This window comes from Psychrosphaera sp. 1_MG-2023 (assembly GCF_030548245.1).
In the GTDB taxonomy this organism is placed as follows: Bacteria; Pseudomonadota; Gammaproteobacteria; order Enterobacterales; family Alteromonadaceae; genus Psychrosphaera; species Psychrosphaera algicola.
Genome location: NZ_JAUORW010000012.1, coordinates 102176 through 123251, shown reverse-complemented (window position 1 = coordinate 123251; position 21076 = coordinate 102176). Strand labels below are relative to the sequence as shown.

Here is a 21076-nt window from a genome sequence, read left to right as displayed (position 1 = left end):
ATTACTTTCGCATTTCCCTAGACACATACTACTCCTGACTTCATCTAATGGCTTCAAAAAATAACTTGCAATATACTTGATTTATCAAGTATATTGCAATTAAATACAAACACACATTGCTAAGAGGTTAAAATATGAACTCTAAAAAAATCGTTACCTTAATGTTAGAACAAGGCTATGTAAGCACGCTGCTAAATAAACGGCTCGATGGTGGATTAAGCGTTCATGGTATAAGTACGACAGAATTTGTTATCATGCATAAGCTTGCATCCTCAGCAACGGGTAACATGAGCAGAATCGCCCTCGCTGATGCGGTAGGCCTTACGGCTTCCGGTGTCACTCGCCTACTCGCGCCAATGGAAAAAAATAATATAACGGAAAAGTTGGCAAATCCACGTGATGCTCGTCAAAGTTTAGTTGGACTTTCCGATGTCGGTCGCACCTTATATAACGACGCTTATGTTACTTTTGTCCACAGTTGTACATCGGCTTTTTCGTTACTTGATGAGTCAGAAATAGATATGTTGTTACATTTATTAAACAAAATTAAATGTTAGTTTTCATCAAAGGGGCGCACTATTCGATTCTGTTGGTAAAAATCAGTTTATAAAAATAACCTACTGAATTACGGTTACGAAGAAACCAACAAAAAATAGAATGTGGTAATAAAAACAAGCACAGTAACTTTGTTAAAGTCATTGCCCCTTTTTAATAAGAACTATTTATCATTGATCACTACGTTAAAGCAGGAATATGTGAAAAATTCAGTTGAACAAATTAAGCGGGAATTCGGTGCAAAGTTATTGTATTGGAATAATCTAAAAAGCCGCAGAGTTAAATTCTTAATCATTATTTCCACAATTGGACTTATCGCGCTTAAAGTATTTACAACCGTTTTAACTTTCGACTGGCTCGTAGCGCTCTTTTAAGTGCCCAATTTAGAAACACAACCTAGTAGCAACACAAACCATGTCTGCTTTATTACCGGCTAAGTGTATGCTCGCTTTCCTGCGGCCAGAGCATTTTATATTTGCAATTAAATGAACCCAGATCTTATCTTTCAACTTTCAACTTTCAACTTTCAACTTTCAACTTTCAACTTTCAACTTTCAAAAGATCGCCCCTTAACGACCACGAAATTCCATAACACTTTAATATTTAAATGTTTTAATAAATTAAAACCACCTCAGTTTGTATAAATATAAATGAACACTATTTTTGTATTATTGCGTAGTTTTTTAAGACATTACCCCAAAGATATTTAGGGTAAGAGCATATTTTTGGCTTTTAAAAGTAATCATCTGCGTAATCGTTTGAAAAATATCGTATTCTAAAGGTACTGCTATTCAAGTAATGAGAGAACGATACCATGGCTAAGCAAAACTACGCTTACGAAAAGCGCCAAAAAGAACTCGCTAAAAAGAAAAAGAAAGAAGAAAAACGTCTACTAAAAGCAAAGGCAAAAGAAGAACCTCAAGATGAAATTAGTCAAGATGATACAACACCAGGTGGCAATGTAGAGAGCGAATAGCTGTTTGGCTTGAGTTAAAACAACGTTAACATTTTAATTGGTATAGCTGTGCTATTCACTTATCGATATTTAATGCAATTGTTGTGTTGCTTGCGCTTTTTCAACTGCGTCGGTGATCACGAATTATTTTTATAACCTCCATCACTCAGGAGTATGTCTGTGATTTTAGTCGCATCAATTATTTTGATTTTAATTGCTTTTGTACATTCATACCTTGGTGAAAAATACATTCTAATGAGGTTGTTTAAACGCGATAATATCCCACACCTTTTTGGCAGTGATCAATTCACAAAAGGTACGCTACGTTTTTGTTGGCATATTATGTCGGTCGCCGCACTGGGATTTGCGGCTATTTTACATAACGCTTCTACAAGTGACGTTTTTACCCTCAAGGTCATTGGTGTTGTGTTTCTACTCAGTGCCTTACTCGCAATTTGGTTCACGAAAGGCAAACATTTATCTTGGATCGCTTTTTTAATAGTGAGTACAATATGTTTTATCAAAGCGTATTTAGCATAGCCTTATCAACCAAGAGATCACTTATTACTCTTTTCAAACCATCTACATGGTTGAAATGATGACCCTTAAATCGATGCCGGTAATGACATCGACTACTTCTCAATTCTCTTAAATTGGAGCAACTTTAAATGATAGATTTTATTGCCGTATTTATTACATTTTTTGCTGTTATCGACCCCATCGGAACCATCCCAGTATTTATTGCGGTCACCGAACAATACGATCAAAAGACCAGACGCCGTGTCGCTTTGCTTGCCACTATCGTTTCCGCCTGTGTCCTTATGTTCTTTCTAATGGTGGGTGAAATTGTACTAACCGCCTTAGCCATACCACTTCCTGCTTTTCAAATCTCAGGGGGAATTGTTTTGTTTTTATTCGCATTAAATATGATCTTTGGCGACAGCAAACCCGATGAAGAAATAAAACTACTACAGGACTCCCACAAAGAAACGGCAATATTCCCATTAGCTGTGCCATCGATAGCCAGTCCAGGGGCAATGTTAGCAGCTGTGTTACTAACTAAAAATTCGGTTTATTCGATTTGGGAACAAACGCAAACTGCAATGGTTATGTTGTCGGTTTTACTTATCACTTACATTTTTATGTTACTTGCAGGGTTTATAAACAAGGTTGTTGGCAAGAGTGGCGCAAGCGTTATTAGCCGAGTTATGGGGCTAATATTATCTTCGATTGCAACAACTAACATCCTCGCGGGCCTCGGCGAATATTATTAATACTTCTCAATTACTAATCATAAAAAACAGCGGCGATTGGTTTAAAACCAAGGCTGTCGCTGTTCACACTAAACGCATTTAGCCAGTTGTAATTTTTGCCGTAACCGCTTTGAATTTGTTTGAATTGGTTAGAAAGGAAAGTTGGCGTCCCCACCGCGACTCGAACGCAGATCTAAAACTTAGGAGGTTCTTGTTTTATCCAGTTAAACTATGGGGACGTTGTGGGGAATTATATCCAAATATGACTTGAGTAAAAGGCTTTTGTTAAAAATATAAGTTGATGTTTTAGTTTGCTTTATCATTCACGTTGCAAAATTGTCGGATATTGGTTTATCGGTAACCAATCTGCAGAAAAAAGGAGATGACACGCTATTGGTTTACCATTCCCATGTAATAAACTTGGGAGAATAATTTGTCATCACTCTTATTCTAAAAAGTAGCATCACGCTTCGTATAACTCTAAAGGCAGTTTGTCTGGATCTTGGAAGAAGGTAAACCTTTTGCCCGTAAACTCGTCAACCCGTATTGCTTCAACTGGTATGCCTTTGTCTTCCAGTTCTTGTACAACAGCATCTAAATCATCAACAACAAAAGCCAGATGACGCAAACCTTGAGCCTCTGGAAAACTTGGACGTTCAGGTCGATTTGGAAACGAAAACAATTCAATTTGCCCCCCATCTGGCAACGCTAAATCTAGTTTGTAAGATTGTCGTTCTTCTCGATAGTTTTCAGCAATGATATCCAATCCTAAAACTTTATTATAAAAGGTCTTGGACTTGTCGTAGTCACTGCAAATAATGGCAACATGGTGGATACGCTTTAACATTTTTAAACTCTTTGATATTTAGATTTACGAAATAAACATTAATATTTACTATCGTAGTAGGTGAGTGGGTGCTAACTATCTCAAATTGTTTTAAAGTCCATCTAAGACCATTTTTTTTATGATCCGAGCTTTCACAAAGTGATCAAGTTTATGGGTTTGGATCCACCAAGTTGCAGCTTCCATTAACAATTCTGGGTTGTCATTTTTATTAGCAAAAAACGCGTAGAATGATAACCCCACGTTGTCGCCCTTTTGGCTAATTTTAGTATCACAAACATCGATTATTTTGGCTCTTAGGGTTTCGTTCATATACTGCTTTGGCCCTTTTATTAATTGTTTTATTTTTATGTTCAGACGAATTGAGAATAATTGCAATTACCTATTTGTGATAATACTTATCGCGTAATACGACTCAATAGCGTCATTGGCATGCAATTCTATTTTGCATATTTACTTTTGAATAACCAAGTTACTTTTATTAGGTAAATCATCCCGGCCGTCAAATATAGACTGATTTGGGCTATATCCCTTAGTTAAATAGACTACCCAATATTCCACGTGCGGCGAGTGCCATTCGCGAATAAAGCCAACACCAATCTCGTCTTGCTCTAGATAAAACTCATGTTCACCTAATAAATGACTTCGGTGGGCCGATGAATTTTTAAATGCTTCCCAAACTTGCGCCGCGGTTTCGTATCCACCGGCTACAGCCTCTACCTGATTTGCATGGAACTGCACGCCGTAATAGTCCGGCAGTTGATAACCGCCATTGGATAAATGTGCGTTTGGGCTGCCACCAAGATTATGCTGAACAAGTCCAAATTCCTGCATCTTTTTCGCTTTTTCCATCGCCAATCTGGTAAGAAGTGGATTACAACGAATACGAGTTCTGTTTTGATCCTTGTCATTTACAATCAGGGTATAGAGTTGTTGCGCTTTTTCATTGTTACCACAATCTTCAACCGGTTTAGATTGAAGTTGAAGACTAGTAATAAACGTCAAGAAAAGTAAAACTTGAGTTATTAACCGAACGGGCTTGGACAATGCGGTGAGCCAGCTTAGGATTGCTCTATTAAAACGATTAGTTGTATTAAATAATTGACCTAAAAACACGGTTCTTCACCCGATAACCTAGACGCCAACCACTTGTTATTTATCATTTGAATGTATTCCATCTTCAGCAGGCTTTGTTGGCAAGTCATTACACAATTCACAGTGCACACCTTTTCGCGTGTAATACAGCCGAGTTCCAATAAAAATTGCCGTGGAGACCGCCCCCCATGTTAACGCAAAAAGTATTGCCTGCTCAAAAACATGCCCTTTAGCTAGTTCGACCAATAACAGCAACATCGACACAATACTAAAAACCATTGCCGCACGTTTAAACCAAAATTTTATTCCCATAATATATTCTTTAATCACTTAATTTATTTAATATGAACTCGTCGTAAACGACTTAGCTGACACGGTTTGATACATCACCAATTGGTAATCCACTCGCCCAGCCTTTAGCCATCCCTTGAGCTACTGCGTTATAATCAGTTTGTTTACTCACAAGGTTACGTTGCTGACAATAAGCCTCATTAGGGTTAAATATAGACCTAGCGAGTTGACGACCGGTTTCAATTATCCCCGCCGTTTTTGTTCTACGAATATCGTTATACTGCCTAAACGCAAAAGTTATGTCGTTTGGGGAAGCCTTCAAGCATTGAGTTAAATGCCAAACGTCTTCTAAAGCCTGGCAAGCACCTTGTCCAGATGTTGGTAAAGGTGCATGAGCCGCATCACCTAACAGTACCACATTTGTTTTGTACCAAGTCGATATAGGATCGTGATCATGCACATAAATTTTGTTAATACTTGTTACAGACGTTTCGTTTATCAAGGTTAAAATTGGCTTCGGCCAATCACTAAAATGATTGGTAAGCTCTTGCTTGAATAACTCTGGCTCTGTTTTTATATTTCTAAGGTCACTTACAAATGCGCCACCAGCCCAATAGGCGGACTTATCATTAATAGGCACGATACCAAAGCGCTGGCCGCAGCCCCAAAAATCAAGAACCTGCATTTGGTCAAATAGAGGCTGACTTCCCCTATAAACGCCAATCCAATTGATAAACTTTTGAAATACCGGCGTATTGTTTCCTGTCACAAATTGCCTAGCCGGAGAGTTCATTCGCCCTTCAGCGCCTATAATAAGGTCGGGCTTTATGACCATGCCATTATCAAAGGTAATTTGAGTTTTAAAGCCACTGGGCTGACTTGCAATTGCTGTAACTTGGTGGGCATATCGAATTGATATGTTAAGTTCTTGCGCACGCTCGGTGAGAATTAACATTAAATCACGACGCAAAATTGAATAACTTGGCAATGTCATGTGTTTATTAAGCTGGCTAACATCCAAGCTACCAAGCGGTTCGCCTGATGAAGAAAAACGAGACATTGCGGTTATCTTGCCGCCAAACATTTCAATCTTTTGTAAAACTCCCAGTGTTTCTAAAACAAAGATCGCGTTTGGCCAACAGACTATGCCAGCCCCCATTTCAGAAATGCTTTGGTGACGTTCATATATTGTCGGATTAAACCCGGCTTGTTTGAGCGAAATTGCAGCACTAATTCCACCGATACCTCCGCCTAAAATTGCGATATCCATTTCATTCCTCGGCATAAATTATTCTACTGAAATTGAGAGCAAACAACGCGCTTATTTGTATTGTTTATCCCCGTCATAATAGCTGTCATTCGGGGTATAACAAGCCTTAGCAATAAATCGTTACAAGTTAAGTTTTTGACATTGTCTTAATTGCGGGAATAGTTGGATTTGTGGGACTTTTAAGTATGGATACTTTAGACAAATGGCAATTGTGCGGAAACCTAAAATACAAAAGCCCAATCAAATAAGATTGGGCTAGTCACAACAGCATACGAAGAATGTGTTTAACAAGGCTCTGTTGCCACCTTAGGCTTATTCGACTGGCTTAGGTGATATGACAGTTGCTTCATCGTTTTGAGCACAGCGGCTTCCATAGCGTCATGTAAAGAATCACCAATGTTTTGTTCTTCTATCACATTAAGCGCTTCTCGAGTTGTCCCTCCTGGCGAGGCAACCATATCCTTTAGATAACTTGCATCAAATGCTTGTTCTGCCAATAAGGTAAGCGTGCCGCGTGTCGTTTGCCTCACGACTTCACTTACGTTTACATTAGTTAAGGCGTAGTGTTTAGCGGCCTGCTCTATTGCCTCCACCATAGCGTAATAATAAGCAGGTGCACTGCCTGCAATCCCAACCATATAAGCGAGTTCAACTTCACTTTCGACTTGATAAACTTTTCCAAGTTTTGACAACAACTGGGTTACTTCGGTCAAAAAATGTTGTTTTATCTTGCTGCCATAAAGTGCTATAGCCCCTTCATTAACAGAGACAGGGAGGTTTGGCATCATAGTAAATGTCGTTGGAAGGTTTTGTAGCCAATCACTAACTAAAACCCTAGGTACACCAGCGGCAGCAGAAATCACGATTTTGGTCTGTAGCTCTTGATACGTTAATCCCGCAACAATGTCATCACATGCGTTTTGTACGTTCGTTGGTTTTACGCAAATAAAGATAACATCAGATAGGCTCGCTACTTCGTTATTACACGTGGTAGCAGCTATCCCAAATTCTTTTTCGACTCGCACTTTAGACTCAACCGTGCGGGTCGAAGCAATAATTTGATTGGCAACGACACCTGACTTTAGAAAGCCTTGGATCATTGCTTTTGCCATTTTTCCGGCTCCGATAAACCCTATGCGTTTGGTCGCGAAGTTTCTATCAAATACCATACTAAACGCCAGTACCTCGCACTTGACCTTCGCCAGAAACAACAAACTTTTGGGTCACTAGAGATTCTATCCCCATCGGGCCATAAGCATGGAGTTTAGTGGTTGCAATACCAATTTCTGCACCTAAACCTAACTGACTGCCATCGGAAAAACGCGATGACGCATTAACCATACAGACTGACGCATCTACTGTTTTAATAAACGTATTAGCGCGGTCTTTATCTTCGGTAATGATCACTTCTGTGTGGTTACTGCCGAATTGGTCAATGTGCGTGATAGCTTCAATTAACGACGGTACGGTACGTATGGCGATTTCTTTACGCAAGTATTCTTGGCCAAAGCTGTCTGGCGTTAACAAAGTTGGGCTCAAAAAGAACTTATGAGCACTTTCACAGGTATTTACTTTTACGCCATGTGATTCTAAAACTCGGGCTGCAACAGGTAAAAAGTCGTCTGCAATGTCTTTATGAACCAATAAACATTCAAGGGCATTACACACCCCTGTGCGCTGGGTTTTACCATTAATCAGAATGTTAATCGCTTTATCAAAGTCAGCATATTTGTCGACATATAAATGGCACACACCTTTGAAATGTTGAATAACAGGGATTAGGCTATGTTCGGACACAAACTTAACTAAGCCTTCGCCACCACGAGGGATAACCAAATCGATTGAATCTTTTTGTTTCATCAATGTTAACAGGTCTTCGCGGTCCGTGGACTCAACCAAAGTAACAAGGTTCTCTGGTAGTGCAAACTCAGCGAGTGTTAAACGAATGATCCCAGCAAATGCTAAATTGGTGTTCTTGGCTTCTTTGCCACCTTTCAAGATAGCGGCATTACCCGCTTTTAAACACATTAACGCGGCTTCTACGGTAACATTAGGACGTGCTTCGTAAATCATACAGATCACACCAAGCGGCACGCTCATCTTTGTCACTTCAAGCCCGTTTGGACGAGTAGAAAAGTGTTCAGTTTTACCGACTGGATCGTCCAGTTTAGTTAGCGTAACTAGATTACTGCATAGCTCATCTAGGCGATCTTCGGTTAGTGTCAGCCGGTCGATAAATGCATCATCAACGCCTTTTTCTTTAGCGCCAATAACATCGACAAAGTTGGCTTGTAAAATCATGTCTTTATTACTGCTAATTCTTGCCGCCACTTCCAAAATAAGACGATTTTTTACGTCTTCTGGCGTCAACATTAATACTTTTGATGCGCGTTTAGCGTTTCGAGCCATAGTCTCTATATTGTTCATTAAACTTCCTTAAGCAGTGTCATTTGGTCGCTTTCATATACAGAATCTAAATGGTTTAGCGACGACGAATCCTCCTGTTCTGTTAGGTAGGACATTAAACAACTACTGCAATTTGTGATTGCTTTCGCGAGAGATTTTCCATCTTCAGATTTAATAACAACAGTATCACCGGTATTAAAGTCACCATTTACTTCAAGCAATTGCTCGCTTGATAAACTAAGTAAACCGTCGATTACTGTTTTTTCACCAGCCTTATTTACAACAAGCTCGCCCTGGGCGCGTGTGGTGTATCTGAGCCAATGATCTTTGTCGTTGATTGGACTTTTTGATGGAAAGAAGATTGTTCCAGGGTTTTCGTTCCGTAACAGTGCAGGAAATGAATCCGCTTGTTCACCGTGAATAATGTAAGTCGCAATGCCGTTTGCAATGGCTTTCTCTGCCGCTTGAACTTTTGTTGCCATACCACCAGTACCAACTGAGTTAGTCGTACGCATATCTAAATTGCGTAAACTGTCAGTGATAGAACGGACCTCTGGGATGTGTTTGGCATCTGGGTTGTCTTTTGGATTTGCGGAATATAAACCGTCAACGTCGGTACATAAGATTAGTGCATCTGCGCCAACCGCCGCTGAAACCATAGCCGCTAAGTTATCGTTGTCGCCAACTTTTAGCTTATCAGTGGTAATAGTATCGTTCTCATTTACGATTGGTAAAATACCGTGTTTTAGGGTTTCGTCGATGGTTGACGACACACTTGCATAACGTTCAGGGTCTCGTAAGTCACCATGCGTCAGCAGAATTTGACAAGTCGCAAAATCAAACAACTTATCCCACGTTGAAACCATTTCAGCTTGACCCGCTGCGGCCATTGCTTTTTTCATTGTGATAGACACATCAGCACTATCAATTTTAGGAAAATGTCGTTTTCCTGCCGCAATAGACCCAGAGGAAACTAAAACAACCTCTATGCCTCGTTGGCGACAATCAATTATAAACTGAGCGATAGGAAATAATTTGTGAGGGCTACATCCACTTCCACTCGGCGCTATCAATGCACTACCCACTTTCAATACAACTCGTTTAAAACTAGAAAACAAAACAAAACTCCAAAAATATATTTAGTGAACTTATGTTTAGTATACTAACTATTAATTTTTAATCAACCTGAAATTACTTTTAGCACCTTGTCTATAGCCCCCTAAAAGCTCCGAAAACAAGGCTATATAATGTTATGGCGGTTTATTTTCATTCGATATATATATTTCGTAAACTAATATTATAAACAAGAAACACTGGTGTTTACGCTTTTACAGGAAACATTTTATCTTCCACTACAACCCTGATGAGCCAATCCATTTCGTTTTTGCAGTTTGGACGTATTAAACAACAGAATATGTTTTAGGTAAGGTCGCGATATTTAAGCTTAGGATAAAGATGATAGCTACTGGGCATTGCAGTCAGCGGAAAGAGTATTGCTAAAACCATGCTGGTTTCTTGCGCTTAGCAAAACTAATTGATTGTAGTAAAATTATGTGCCTAACCCCGCCTCAACTAATATTGAGTACAGTTGCTGTGACGACTCGAGTAACCGACATTAATGGGTAAATACAAAAAAACCGCTCTAGTTAGAGCGGTTTTGTTCTTTAATACTGCAATGCAATCAATCTTTAGGTGCGTGAATTTCACCTAGATTAAGAATTGGTGCTGCATCGAGTTCACCTGCGTTCATCATACTTGCAACTCGCTGAACGCTTGATAACAACAATGTCTGCTCCCAAGGCTCAATGTTTTCAAACTTTTCAATAAACGTATCTTCCATTGCACGTGGCGCATCTTTTAATGTTTCCACGCCCAGGTCGGTCAAATATAAAGAAACTTTTCGGCGGTCTTCACTATCGCGTTTACGCACCAATAACTCCTTTGACTCTAAACGGTCTAAAATACTCGTTACCGTTGCTTGAGATAAGTTAATGCTGTCCGATACCTGCTTTGATGTCAGTCCTGGTAAAGCCGAAACTTCCTGCAAAACCAACAGTTGTGGGCCGGTGATCCCAACTGCTTTACTTAACTTCTTAGAACGCAAATCAATTGCGCGGATAATTTGCCGAATTGCGACTAACAACTCTTCATATTTTTCCAATGTACACCCGCCGTAATCTTAAAAATGCCGAACTCTACTCTGCTTCACAAATGTTGGCAACATAGAATCCACTAGCAATTATTTATTATTCAAATTATTTGACCACTAACTTAATGAATTTTTAGTTAGCTCAAATAACTCAGTTGTCTTTTCACATGGTACTTGTGTGCGTTTACTTACAATCACAATAACCAAGGAACTTATTAAAAATGCTGGTAACAGTTCATAAAACTCAGAGCTCAATGTTAGTCCATTTGGTAACAATGGAATATAACCCCAAATAAATACAGTAATAGCACCTGCTAATACGCCTGCAATTGCGCCTTGTTCAGTTAATTGCTTCCACCATAAACTGAATAGAATAACTGGACCAAATGCGGCACCAAAACCTGCCCAAGCACTAGAGACCAATTTAAGTACACCGCCTAATTCAGCAAGTGCAATAAGTGACGCTAAAGCAGCAACAACCACTACACAAGCACGGCTGATAATTAGTGATTTTTCAGGACTTACGTTTTCTGAAAAGTAAACTTTATAAAGATCTTCAACAAGCGAACTGGATGACACTAAAAGCTGTGAGGAAATCGTACTCATAATCGCCGCTAAAATTGCTGCTAATAACCAGCCAGCAACTAAAGGATGAAACAAAATTTGCGACAAATGAATGAATATCGTTTCAGGGTCACTCAATTGTGTACCAACAGATTTAATATACGCAGCACCGACAATACCGGTTAATAACGCCCCGATAATAGATACGATCATCCAATTTATACCAACTCTTCGAGCCTGTGGTAATTTTTTGTGACTGCTTATCGCCATAAATCGAACGATAATGTGTGGTTGCCCAAAGTAACCAAGCCCCCAGGTAAATAAACTAATGGAGGCAACAATTTCGAAATTGGCCTCTTTGGTTAACAACTCCCAAAACTGAGAACCAAAACTCGTTGACTGTGCCACTGTATCAATTGAGATAAATGCAACGTATGGCACTGCAATGAGGGCAATGAGCATAATAACCCCCTGTACAAAGTCGGTTAAGCTCACAGCCAAAAATCCGCCCATAACAGTATATGCGACTACAATTCCTACCGTTGCAAAAACCCCAAATGAATAAGATGTCGCAAATGCTGAGGAGAATAACTTGCCGCCGGCAACAAGGCCAGACGCCGTATATACGGTAAAGAATAGGATGATAACAACGCTCGCGATAAGTCGCAGGTGACTTTTGTCTTTCATAAATCGACGAGACATAAATTCAGGAATGGTTAAAGAATCATTAGCAAGCTCAGTGTAAACCCGCAGTTTTGGTGCAACAATGAGATAATTAACATAAGCACCTATCACCAAACCAATAGCCAACCAAATACTGCCAATGCCAGTGGTGTAAGCTGCGCCAGGTAATCCTAACAACATCCAGCCACTCATATCAGACGCACCTGCGGACAAAGCAGTGACGTTCGGGCCAACTTGTCTGCCCCCTAATAAATATTCACTGTTATTAGATGTGGATTGACGCATGGCATAAAAGCCTATTGCGATTAATAATACAAAATATAAAACTATAGAAACAACTGAATAATCTATCGACATAATCAACTTCATCGTGTGTTAAATACAAAGAAAGAATGTATAAACATTCTCTCTGGCGCAATCAATAATTAATTCGTCTACGAATTAATTTAACCATATAACCACTTTTGTGTAAGCCTGTCCAAATAATTGACAGCACTGCACAAACCTCTAAAAGCCATAGTGGGCACCACATAAACACCTATAATCAACCAAAAACAAAGATACCCAATATAATCCGGTGCTCTACTTAATCGCTTACCAGTAAACATGATTCCACCTCTAACTATTAGAACACTAAGTATTCTGGGCGAAATTAGTAATTATTTCAAGGTTACATAGACATTTAGTTAATTAGTAAGCTAATCAGTTCGGAAAAAACATATGAAAAAGGCAACAAAGATAAGGGTATTTAAGAGAACCAAGCGATGAGTTCGGTAGGGAATAGTAGAAAACAAATTATGATGAAGAGAGGTGTAGCACGATGAATTGTAAAATAATGCTTACTAAACGAAAGGTTTTCGAGGGGACAATCTCACGAACGACAATTCTATTCCAAATAAAATTGTCGAACGTGATGCTATGACTATAAAGATAAATTAAGCTGATTCAGCGGCTTTTTCTTGCTCACATAACTTACGCTGCTTTTCAACTTGTGGGCATTGCCAATCGTCTCCTGGATTAGGAACCCGCATCCATTTTGCAAATACCCAAATTGTCCAGTAGACCATAAACCCAGCCAAGATGGAGTCACTTAAGAAGTGACCTCCCTGCACAACTCGTATCATGCCAACGGCCGCGCCTATACCTAAACCGATGTAGAACCACTTACGTGAACCTAGTAACCACCCTAAGATCATAAAGTAGAAGCCCATTGCAGCATGACCACTGACAAATGAACAATTACGTTCACATTGGTCCGAGATTACCCACGCAGGAGAAAACGTCTTGTCACCACCAAACTCGACAACCGTTCTTGGACGAGCTCGGTCCCAATGATCTTTAAATACATTGTGGACAATTATACCTGGGCCAACTAATAAAGTGACTAAAGCAAATAAACACAAATGCCGACGGATTTTGCAATACACGTTTTTAATACTTAAAAGTAAAAATATAAACATGACTGGTAGCAATAACTTAGGCATATGCTTAAAGATATCGTAGGTTATTTGAACTAATTGGGTTTCATTCCAATAAAATCCATTTTGTTCATCGTAAAATTTACTTGAAACCCACAAGTCTACTTGCGGGAATAAATAGAAAAACAACGAAACTAAAACAAACGCCGCAAGTCCAAACCATGTTGATTTTGTTATTGTTTTTCTCGGTTCAACACATTCAGTTGCCGATTCCATCTGTTCACTCATAATGCACCTTTAGACAAAAAATCGCCTCTATTCTAAGGCGGAATTGCAAAGCTTCAAGTTATATATTTATGAAAAGTTCGAATATAGGGAAAACCCTTTTCCACTTCTGATCAAATTTCTGTATAATCCCGCGTCTTCATTTCTTGTACAAAATTTGTTCAAGTTGATATTTAATTGCAAAGCTCGGGTACATCTATTTATGCAATCTCAATCTACTGTTGCGACAAAAGCAGTCAAACCACCACAGGCCACCGTCCATAGTGACCAAATGTTGTGGGACTACCCAAAATTTTGGGCGGAATGTTTTGGTCCAGCGCCATTTTTACCAACAACTCGTGAAGAAATGGATTTACTAGGATGGGATTCCTGCGATGTAATTATTGTTACGGGTGACGCGTATGTCGACCATCCAAGTTTTGGTATGGCGGTTATCGGCCGAATGCTGGAATCTCAAGGGTTTCGCGTTGGGATCATCGACCAGCCAGACTGGACAAGTAAAAATGATTTCCAACGACTCGGTAAACCAAATCTGTATTTTGGGGTTACCGCCGGTAACATGGACTCAATGATCAACCGATATACATCGGACCGTAAATTACGCCATGATGATGCTTACACGCCAGACAATATAGGTGGTAAACGCCCAGACCGTGCAGTAACGGTTTATTCACAACGTTGTCGCGAAGCCTTCAAAGGTGTCCCGGTCATTGTTGGTGGAATAGAAGCAAGCTTACGCCGCATTAGTCACTACGATTATTGGTCAGACAAAGTACGCCGAAGTGTCATTTTTGATTCCAAAGCCGACATGTTGGTTTTTGGTAATGCTGAACGCCCGCTTGTTGAAGTCACGCATCGTTTATCTCGTGGTGAAGATATAAAAGATATTAGAGACGTTCGTGGCACCGCAATTATAACTAAAGATGCGTTACCAGATTGGCAAGGCATTGATTCGACACAAATCGACAAACCAGGGATCATCGACCCTCTCTATAGCCCTTATCAAGATTACGAGCCAAATACTTGTGGCAATAAAGATCAAGCCATAGAAGAAAGCGCAGTAGATAAAGACGCCAGCCAAGCGATTGTTGTACAACCATACGACAAGAAAAAAACCAAAGCGCAGTTAAGACGTCCATGGGATCGTGTTTACATTAAACTGCCAGCGTTTGAAGTTGTGTCACAAAATCAAACTCTATATGCACATACCAACCGAATTTTGCATCAGGAAACCAATCCTGGTTGTGCTAAAGCGTTATTCCAACGTCACGGTGACCGGAGTGTTTGGATCAATCCACCAGCGTTTCCTTTAGAAACGGAAGAGATGGATTATGTTTTTGGAATGCCATTTGCGCGTATCCCTCATCCAAAGTATGAAGGTAAAAAAATTCCAGCCTACGAAATGATAAAAACCTCAGTTAATATCATGCGTGGTTGTTACGGTGGTTGTACTTTCTGTTCAATTACCGAACATGAAGGTCGTATTATTCAAAGTCGTTCAGAAGATTCAATCATCAATGAAATTGAACAAATTCGAGATACGGTTCCAGGCTTTACTGGTGTCATCTCTGATTTAGGAGGCCCAACGGCCAACATGTATATGTTGCGTTGTAAAAGCGCTAAAGCCGAAGCAACATGTCGCCGTGCATCCTGTGTCTACCCCGATATTTGTAAGCACATGGACACCGACCACGAACCTACGATTAAATTGTATCAGCGAGCGCGTGAATTGCCGGGTGTGAAGAAAATTCTTATCGCCTCTGGTGTGCGTTATGACTTAGCGATCCAAGACCCACGTTACGTCAAGGAACTCGTTACTCATCACGTTGGTGGTTATCTAAAAATTGCGCCTGAACATACCGAAGAAGGTCCATTGTCTAAGATGATGAAACCGGGTATGGGCACCTACGACAAATTTAAAGAGTTGTTTGAAAAGTACTCGAAAGAGGCAGGAAAAGAGCAGTACCTTATTCCTTACTTTATCGCTGCGCATCCTGGTACAACTATTGACGATATGATCAACTTAGCCCTTTGGTTAAAAGAAAACAGATTCAGACTCGATCAAGTGCAAAACTTCTACCCATCGCCAATGGCGACGGCGACAACTATGTATCACACTGAAATTGATACACTGCATAAAGTTAAACGTCAAAACGATCTTGTTGCGATCCCTCGTGGCGAAAAAGAACGTCGTTTACATAAGGCTATTTTGCGTTATCACGATCCAAAAAACTGGAAAATGATCCGCCATGCCTTAAAAGACATGGGCCTGACTAAGTTAATCGGTCACGGTAAACAACACTTAGTGCCACCAGCATCCGCAGATGAAGAACGTATGTCTGCTAGCAAAGGTGGTCGTGGACAAAAAGCATTGTCTCGTCATACAGGGCTTGGCCAATTTAAACATGGCAAAAAACCAGCTCCTGCGTCATCGAGCCGCAATAATAGTGGTTCAACATCGACGTCGACAAAAAAAACAAAATCAAATACTAAAAACCGTACCCGGTAAGGAATCAATATGTCTGACGTAACTGCAGAATTTTTTAAAGAAGTAAAAGCCACCCAAATGTTATGGGGTTTACACGACAAAGCGAATGACGGATGGGTTGTTGCCGATTCTTCAAATTTTGAAAACGCAGAAACAATGCCGTTATGGTCTACAGAGTCTATGGCACAAAAATGTTGTGTTGATGAATGGTCTGATTTTGTCCCAACTCAAATTTCTGTTGCTGAATGGTTAGAGTTTTGGTTTGAGGAACTAAAAGAAGACGACATTTTAATCGGCTTAGACTGGGAAGATAATGGCCCATGCGAAGAATTAGAAGTTGTCGACTTTACGCAGGAAGTTGCTGAAATTGAAGCGCTATAAAATTGTTTAATATTTAAACAGTTAACACATTTGGTTTGGGTTAAATTTTCGTTTAACCCTGCCAAATTATCGCTTGTTTACTGCTGCTGATTTATTCAGCCACTCCTGTGCAAAACCTCTACAACCCTAGTCAAAATTAGCCATTGCCTCCACATTTTTAGCATTAACTATTTACTTTTTTCAAAAAATCTCTACAATGCGCGACTGTTTAAAAAATGTTCTTTAGTAATCTGTTCTGATGTTTGATGTAGAGCTCAAAGCGAAAGCTTGTATAAGACTCTGCGGCGTTGCCGTGTCTTCGAATATTCAGAATACTTACGTTCTTTCTACAAATAGGTGATTGTAAATGCAACCGATGTTAAACATCGCAGTCCGTGCTGCGCGTAATGCTGGTAAAATTATCGCTCGTGCGTTCGAGCAACTTGATATGGTTAAAGCTGAACTAAAAGGCTCTAATGACTTTGTAACTAATGTTGACAAGGAAGCAGAAGAAGCAATCATCCAAACTATCAAAGCCTCTTTCCCAGATCACTCATTCATTGCTGAAGAGAGTGGAATTACTGCAGGCGACGAAAAATATCAGTGGATCATCGACCCATTAGATGGCACAACAAACTTCATTAAAGGCATCCCTCACTTTGCCGTTTCTATTGCCCTTAAGGTTGATGGAAAATTAGAACAGGCCGTAATTTTAGATCCTATTCGTGGTGAAATGTTCACTGCATCGAAAGGTGCTGGCGCTCAATTAGACGGCAAACGCATTCGTGTTTCTAAAGCACGTGACCTTTCAGGTACGTTAATTGGAACAGGCTTTCCGTTCAAACAAAAACACCAACTTGATGCTTATCAAAACATCTTTGCTGACCTATTCCCACAAGTAGCGGATATGCGTCGTGCCGGTTCAGCTGCATTAGATTTGGCTTATGTCGCTGCAGGTCGTATGGAAGGTTTTTGGGAAATGGGCTTAAAGCCTTGGGATACAGCTGCCGGCCAATTAATCGCCATTGAAGCGGGTGCGGTAGTATCTGACTTTGAAGGTGGTAACAACTTCGACAAATCTGGCAATATCGTTGTCGCAACACCAAAAGTATTGGGCTCAATTTTAAAAACGATTCGTCCACACTTAAACGACGGTTTACGTTCTAAGTAATTACCGCTAATCCAAAACTCAAACGTTTTGGTTTAACTTATCAAGCCCGTTCAATGTAACGGGCTTTTTTATATCTGCATTTCGCTATCTTATACCAATCCTCCAACACAGATAAATCTCGCTAAAATTCGATACTAAAGAAAAAAACCTATATGGTTAAATTTTTTGTAACCTTTTGAACGATCCCATTGTCTTTAGATAAAACTCGAAATTTATGGATGTTATGCCTTTAAATACGGAATTTAACCAACTTGTCTCAAACGAGATACTAGAGCGCGCAAAAGTTGGTGATGAAGCTGCATTTAAAGCAATTTACGAACAATACAGCGGTATAGGTTATGGTATTGCACTGCGAATGGTAAAGCATCACGAGTTGGCTCAGGATGTTTTACAGGATGCATTTATCAATGTATTTCGCCATATAAAGCAATACCAAGGTGAACAGGTTTTTGTTGCATGGTTAAAAAGAATTGTGATTAACCAAGCAATTAACAAGCTTAAAGTACAAAACAAATTTAATTGCGAACTCCCCGAAGAGGATATTATCGAAACGACAAGTCTGTTTAACGAGAATTGGCTTAGTGCGGTTCGAGATATAAATTCTCTGTTAATGCGGGTTAATGACGAATACAGAACCGTTTTTATCCTTCACGAAATTGAAGGGTATAAACATAAAGAGATTGCTGAGTTATTGGATAAGTCAGTGAGTTACTCAAAAGTTGTCTTGATGCGTTGTTATCAGCAACTAAAAGTATTGGCAGAACAATGAAACATTTAACCGATTTACAACTTTTAGGATCCACAGGTGACGAGCCACATATTATGCAATGTGAGGAGTGTCTGTCTCGATTCAATAATTTGACTGCAATACGAAGTTCGTTTGCCAATTTGAACATGCAAACCGAGTTAACAACAAATATCGAAAATAAGCGCGCACCTAGTTGGGACGATTTTCAACGGGCCCAAAATCCAACTTCAAATGTCACTAAATTAAAATTACAACCCAAATGGTTTGCCATGGCCGCGAGCATTTTATTTGCAACTTCAGTATATTTTTTGATGCCCGAAAATAACACGATAGACAGAGAGACAAGCCTTTTGATAGATCAAAATACTGAATTACAAAAGCAAATGGCAAGGCAGTATGATTATAGTGAAACCGCTCAGATTAATCATAATTTGATGTTATTAGACAGTCAGATCCAAAACGCATATTTAAGTCAAAGTAATAAAGTTGTTATTCACGATTTGTGGCGTCAACGAAAATCTGAAATCGAAAGGATTTTAGCTAAAACCACTTCGCCTGCCACAATGAAGATATAGGGATTGTTATGTCTTATGTAAAAGTTATTTTATTTATCTCAGCACTTATCTCAAGTGGCTCGCTACTAGCGAATAAAAATGTTGAAGGACAGCCATTCAGTGATGACGAAACAAATTCATTATCACCTGAGTCAGCAAAATTATTAGCGCAATTAAAGCAAACCACAACTGAAACTATTTTACGGGTTAAAAACATTGAGGCGCAAAGAGGTAATTCATTAAGTGATTTTGAACAGTTATTGTCTTCAGAACCCACACGTATTAGTGATCTAGGCTTAGTGCTCGATGTTCAAAGTAACGACAACTACTTTCATATAGTCGGTATCACCCCAGGTAGCGTAGCGGAAAAATTGGGACTCAATTCCGGCGATAAACTATTTTTCCTCGATGATATTCCAGCCCATAGAAGCCAACTTACTGCCTTCTCTTCTTTTGTTCGTAGTTTCACCGACAAACAAAGTATCAAATTAGACGTACAGCAAGGTGGCGAGCGAAAAACCTTAACAGCCGTGTTAAGTGTCACTGATATTCCTGGCTTCACCCTAAAATTAGACAACTTAGAAGATCAATGTGGGCGTATATACACGATCCCAAAAGCCAGAAGCGACAGAACGTTTTTTCCGTTAGAACTGCGCCGTATCGATGGTAAAACGACCCAAAACTTCAGCGGTCAAATCGTTTCCACTATGGGTATTATTTCAAAGCAAAACGGGGCCCTAAACTCTGTAAGACTAAAAGCTGGCCGTCATAAACTTCTATTTAAATCTGAACCCGCAGCAAGATATACAAAAAAGCGTCCGATGTTTAAAACCCTTCATGAAAAAAAGGAATTCACGCTTGATGTTCTACCAAACAAAAATTATCTGCTCGCGGCTGAAATGATTAACGATAATAAAGAATGGCAAATTAGTGTATTAGAAGTCTCGGATGCAAATTGCGAACTAAAGTGGCATGACGATTAACAGAACTGACACATCGTATTTAACGTAATGAATGCAAGTAAATAAACAAGGAGCTTGAAATGAAAAAATTATTTATCGTTTTTTTGATTTTTTTTAATCCAACAATCTTTGCCAATCAAATGGAAGAATGTCTTGATGCTGAGTGTGTGACTTACTTTAAAGAGTTTAGGCAGTATGCTAAACGTGGTTACGCTGATGCAATGTACGCCTTAGGAGATATGTATTGGGTAGGATACGGCACGAAAAAAGATCCCTCCAGCGCGATAAAAACTTATCGTCGGGCTGCAAAATTTGGTTCGTCCTTAGCGCAGTTCAAACTTGGTTATATCTACCTTACCGACAAAGAAAATTTTGATTACGATGAGTCTTTAAAATACTTTAAAAAGGCAGCCCGCAATGGCAGTGGGCAATCTTCATTTATCCTCGGTGTTATTTACTATCGTGGCCAATTAGGTGAAAAATCACTTTCAGATGCTGACAAATGGCTAACTAAAGCCTATGAACAGAATAACAAGCAGGTTAGGGAATTTATCGAGCATATCTATTTAAAAGGGGAAGTTAATGCCGACAACTTACCTGATGTATACGAGATCATCACAAATTTAGCTAAGGAAACAGAAGCCAATACGGAGCAACAAGTCGTTGCGAAAAAATCGAATGGCGCCATTCAAAATAAGACATCTGACAGCATCGAAACTCAGCAGGCTCCAAACTCAAAAGCCAAGAGAAAATCTACGTTTCGTTGGCCTGAAGACGATGGCACAGAGGTCATAACCGTTCGCGCACCATCGTTAATTGAAATATTTGATTATGAGATTCAGCGCTTTTCTCATATCTCACCTGAAAAATATCGAGTTAATACCGGCTCTAAAATATTTAGCCAAACCTGTGAACGAAATTTAACTTGCACAGGTATGAGTATTAGCCAATACCAAATATTGGCAGGCGAACTCAATGATATCGCTTTGTCCGCTATTATGGGCAGCGGTGGATAACCTTTTAT

22 protein-coding genes and 1 tRNA gene are annotated in these 21076 nt (G+C 39.6%); 11 read left to right on the top strand and 12 right to left on the bottom strand.

The window, feature by feature from the left end:
- Positions 1-134 precede the first annotated feature (134 nt).
- From Q4575_RS12840 to Q4575_RS12825, 4 genes are all read left to right on the top strand, one after another.
- Positions 135-557, top strand: coding sequence for a MarR family winged helix-turn-helix transcriptional regulator (locus Q4575_RS12840; protein ID WP_215965354.1), 423 nt, complete (start codon positions 135-137; stop codon positions 555-557).
- Positions 558-1369: 812 nt separating this feature from the next.
- Positions 1370-1531, top strand: coding sequence for a hypothetical protein (locus Q4575_RS12835; RefSeq protein ID WP_215965353.1), 162 nt, complete (start codon positions 1370-1372; stop codon positions 1529-1531).
- 153 nt (positions 1532-1684) lie between these two features.
- Entirely contained in the window at positions 1685-2050 is a 366-nt protein-coding gene (locus tag Q4575_RS12830) for a hypothetical protein (RefSeq protein ID WP_303523132.1), read from the top strand.
- 128 nt (positions 2051-2178) lie between these two features.
- Positions 2179-2784, top strand: coding sequence for a MarC family protein (locus tag Q4575_RS12825; protein ID WP_303523131.1), 606 nt, complete (start codon positions 2179-2181; stop codon positions 2782-2784).
- A 142-nt stretch (positions 2785-2926) separates the two neighbouring features.
- Here Q4575_RS12825 and Q4575_RS12820 read toward each other — a convergent pair.
- The 12 genes from Q4575_RS12820 to Q4575_RS12765 form a co-directional block, all read right to left on the bottom strand.
- A tRNA-Arg gene (locus tag Q4575_RS12820) sits at positions 2927-3002 on the bottom strand.
- Between the two features lie 224 nt (positions 3003-3226).
- Positions 3227-3610: a VOC family protein gene (locus Q4575_RS12815; RefSeq protein ID WP_272181777.1), complete on the bottom strand. Its 384-nt coding sequence runs from the start codon at positions 3608-3610 to the stop codon at positions 3227-3229.
- 90 nt (positions 3611-3700) lie between these two features.
- Complete coding sequence (locus Q4575_RS12810) at positions 3701-3919, bottom strand: DUF6500 family protein (RefSeq protein ID WP_215965341.1); 219 nt, start codon at positions 3917-3919, stop codon at positions 3701-3703.
- 141 nt (positions 3920-4060) lie between these two features.
- On the bottom strand, positions 4061-4612 hold the full coding sequence (locus Q4575_RS12805) for a CAP domain-containing protein (RefSeq protein WP_272181776.1): 552 nt from the start codon (positions 4610-4612) through the stop codon (positions 4061-4063).
- Between the two features lie 147 nt (positions 4613-4759).
- A complete protein-coding gene (locus Q4575_RS12800) occupies positions 4760-5014 on the bottom strand; it encodes a hypothetical protein (protein WP_303523130.1) in 255 nt (84 codons plus the stop codon).
- A gap of 52 nt (positions 5015-5066) precedes the next feature.
- A complete protein-coding gene (locus tag Q4575_RS12795; RefSeq protein ID WP_303523129.1) occupies positions 5067-6263 on the bottom strand; it encodes an FAD-dependent monooxygenase in 1197 nt (398 codons plus the stop codon).
- Positions 6264-6547: 284 nt separating this feature from the next.
- The gene (locus tag Q4575_RS12790) at positions 6548-7432 is read right to left on the bottom strand and encodes a pyrroline-5-carboxylate reductase (RefSeq protein WP_215965337.1); all 885 of its coding nucleotides are present in this window, start codon (positions 7430-7432) and stop codon (positions 6548-6550) included.
- Position 7433: 1 nt separating this feature from the next.
- A complete protein-coding gene (locus Q4575_RS12785) occupies positions 7434-8690 on the bottom strand; it encodes a glutamate-5-semialdehyde dehydrogenase (RefSeq protein ID WP_215965336.1) in 1257 nt (418 codons plus the stop codon).
- Positions 8690-9787, bottom strand: a complete 1098-nt coding sequence (gene proB / locus Q4575_RS12780; RefSeq protein ID WP_215965335.1) for a glutamate 5-kinase — start codon at positions 9785-9787, stop codon at positions 8690-8692. Before proB ends, Q4575_RS12785 begins: the two co-directional genes overlap by 1 nt.
- A 563-nt stretch (positions 9788-10350) precedes the next feature.
- Entirely contained in the window at positions 10351-10830 is a 480-nt protein-coding gene (locus tag Q4575_RS12775; RefSeq protein WP_215965334.1) for a MarR family winged helix-turn-helix transcriptional regulator, read from the bottom strand.
- 105 nt (positions 10831-10935) lie between these two features.
- Positions 10936-12423, bottom strand: a complete 1488-nt coding sequence (gene putP, locus Q4575_RS12770; RefSeq protein WP_215965333.1) for a sodium/proline symporter PutP — start codon at positions 12421-12423, stop codon at positions 10936-10938.
- Between the two features lie 578 nt (positions 12424-13001).
- Entirely contained in the window at positions 13002-13772 is a 771-nt protein-coding gene (locus Q4575_RS12765) for a phosphatase PAP2 family protein (protein ID WP_303523128.1), read from the bottom strand.
- Positions 13773-13971: 199 nt separating this feature from the next.
- On the opposite strand from Q4575_RS12765, the gene Q4575_RS12760 reads away from it, so the two are divergent.
- The 7 genes from Q4575_RS12760 (at position 13972) to Q4575_RS12730 (ending at position 21068) form a co-directional block, all read left to right on the top strand.
- The gene (locus Q4575_RS12760) at positions 13972-16278 is read left to right on the top strand and encodes a YgiQ family radical SAM protein (protein WP_303523127.1); all 2307 of its coding nucleotides are present in this window, start codon (positions 13972-13974) and stop codon (positions 16276-16278) included.
- Between the two features lie 9 nt (positions 16279-16287).
- On the top strand, positions 16288-16638 hold the full coding sequence (locus tag Q4575_RS12755) for a DUF2750 domain-containing protein (RefSeq protein ID WP_215965330.1): 351 nt from the start codon (positions 16288-16290) through the stop codon (positions 16636-16638).
- A gap of 346 nt (positions 16639-16984) precedes the next feature.
- Positions 16985-17788, top strand: coding sequence for an inositol-1-monophosphatase (suhB, locus tag Q4575_RS12750; protein ID WP_215965329.1), 804 nt, complete (start codon positions 16985-16987; stop codon positions 17786-17788).
- A gap of 223 nt (positions 17789-18011) precedes the next feature.
- Complete coding sequence (locus Q4575_RS12745; RefSeq protein ID WP_215965328.1) at positions 18012-18557, top strand: RNA polymerase sigma factor; 546 nt, start codon at positions 18012-18014, stop codon at positions 18555-18557.
- Positions 18554-19111, top strand: coding sequence for a hypothetical protein (locus tag Q4575_RS12740; protein WP_215965327.1), 558 nt, complete (start codon positions 18554-18556; stop codon positions 19109-19111). The genes Q4575_RS12745 and Q4575_RS12740 overlap by 4 nt, the downstream gene beginning before the upstream one ends.
- Before the next feature lie 8 nt (positions 19112-19119).
- The gene (locus Q4575_RS12735; RefSeq protein WP_215965326.1) at positions 19120-20073 is read left to right on the top strand and encodes a hypothetical protein; all 954 of its coding nucleotides are present in this window, start codon (positions 19120-19122) and stop codon (positions 20071-20073) included.
- A gap of 59 nt (positions 20074-20132) precedes the next feature.
- A complete protein-coding gene (locus tag Q4575_RS12730; RefSeq protein WP_215965325.1) occupies positions 20133-21068 on the top strand; it encodes a tetratricopeptide repeat protein in 936 nt (311 codons plus the stop codon).
- The last annotated feature ends 8 nt before the right edge of the window (positions 21069-21076 follow it).

Excerpts from the sequence above, each read along its gene's own strand:
- Q4575_RS12735 (WP_215965326.1), top strand. The coding sequence starts at position 19,120 with ATGTCTTATGTAAAAGTTATTTTATTTATCTCAGCACTTATCTCAAGT.
- Q4575_RS12785 (WP_215965336.1), bottom strand. The coding sequence starts at position 8,690 with ATGAACAATATAGAGACTATGGCTCGAAACGCTAAACGCGCATCAAAA.
- Q4575_RS12760 (WP_303523127.1), top strand. The coding sequence starts at position 13,972 with ATGCAATCTCAATCTACTGTTGCGACAAAAGCAGTCAAACCACCACAG.
- Q4575_RS12730 (WP_215965325.1), top strand. The coding sequence starts at position 20,133 with ATGAAAAAATTATTTATCGTTTTTTTGATTTTTTTTAATCCAACAATC.
- Q4575_RS12765 (WP_303523128.1), bottom strand. The coding sequence starts at position 13,772 with ATGAGTGAACAGATGGAATCGGCAACTGAATGTGTTGAACCGAGAAAA.
- Q4575_RS12740 (WP_215965327.1), top strand. The coding sequence starts at position 18,554 with ATGAAACATTTAACCGATTTACAACTTTTAGGATCCACAGGTGACGAG.
- Q4575_RS12825 (WP_303523131.1), top strand. The coding sequence starts at position 2,179 with ATGATAGATTTTATTGCCGTATTTATTACATTTTTTGCTGTTATCGAC.
- Q4575_RS12810 (WP_215965341.1), bottom strand. The coding sequence starts at position 3,919 with ATGAACGAAACCCTAAGAGCCAAAATAATCGATGTTTGTGATACTAAA.
- Q4575_RS12815 (WP_272181777.1), bottom strand. The coding sequence starts at position 3,610 with ATGTTAAAGCGTATCCACCATGTTGCCATTATTTGCAGTGACTACGAC.
- suhB (WP_215965329.1), top strand. The coding sequence starts at position 16,985 with ATGCAACCGATGTTAAACATCGCAGTCCGTGCTGCGCGTAATGCTGGT.
- Q4575_RS12755 (WP_215965330.1), top strand. The coding sequence starts at position 16,288 with ATGTCTGACGTAACTGCAGAATTTTTTAAAGAAGTAAAAGCCACCCAA.
- Q4575_RS12795 (WP_303523129.1), bottom strand. The coding sequence starts at position 6,263 with ATGGATATCGCAATTTTAGGCGGAGGTATCGGTGGAATTAGTGCTGCA.
- Q4575_RS12745 (WP_215965328.1), top strand. The coding sequence starts at position 18,012 with ATGCCTTTAAATACGGAATTTAACCAACTTGTCTCAAACGAGATACTA.
- Q4575_RS12800 (WP_303523130.1), bottom strand. The coding sequence starts at position 5,014 with ATGGGAATAAAATTTTGGTTTAAACGTGCGGCAATGGTTTTTAGTATT.
- putP (WP_215965333.1), bottom strand. The coding sequence starts at position 12,423 with ATGTCGATAGATTATTCAGTTGTTTCTATAGTTTTATATTTTGTATTA.
- Q4575_RS12790 (WP_215965337.1), bottom strand. The coding sequence starts at position 7,432 with ATGGTATTTGATAGAAACTTCGCGACCAAACGCATAGGGTTTATCGGA.
- Q4575_RS12840 (WP_215965354.1), top strand. The coding sequence starts at position 135 with ATGAACTCTAAAAAAATCGTTACCTTAATGTTAGAACAAGGCTATGTA.
- Q4575_RS12835 (WP_215965353.1), top strand. The coding sequence starts at position 1,370 with ATGGCTAAGCAAAACTACGCTTACGAAAAGCGCCAAAAAGAACTCGCT.
- Q4575_RS12830 (WP_303523132.1), top strand. The coding sequence starts at position 1,685 with ATGTCTGTGATTTTAGTCGCATCAATTATTTTGATTTTAATTGCTTTT.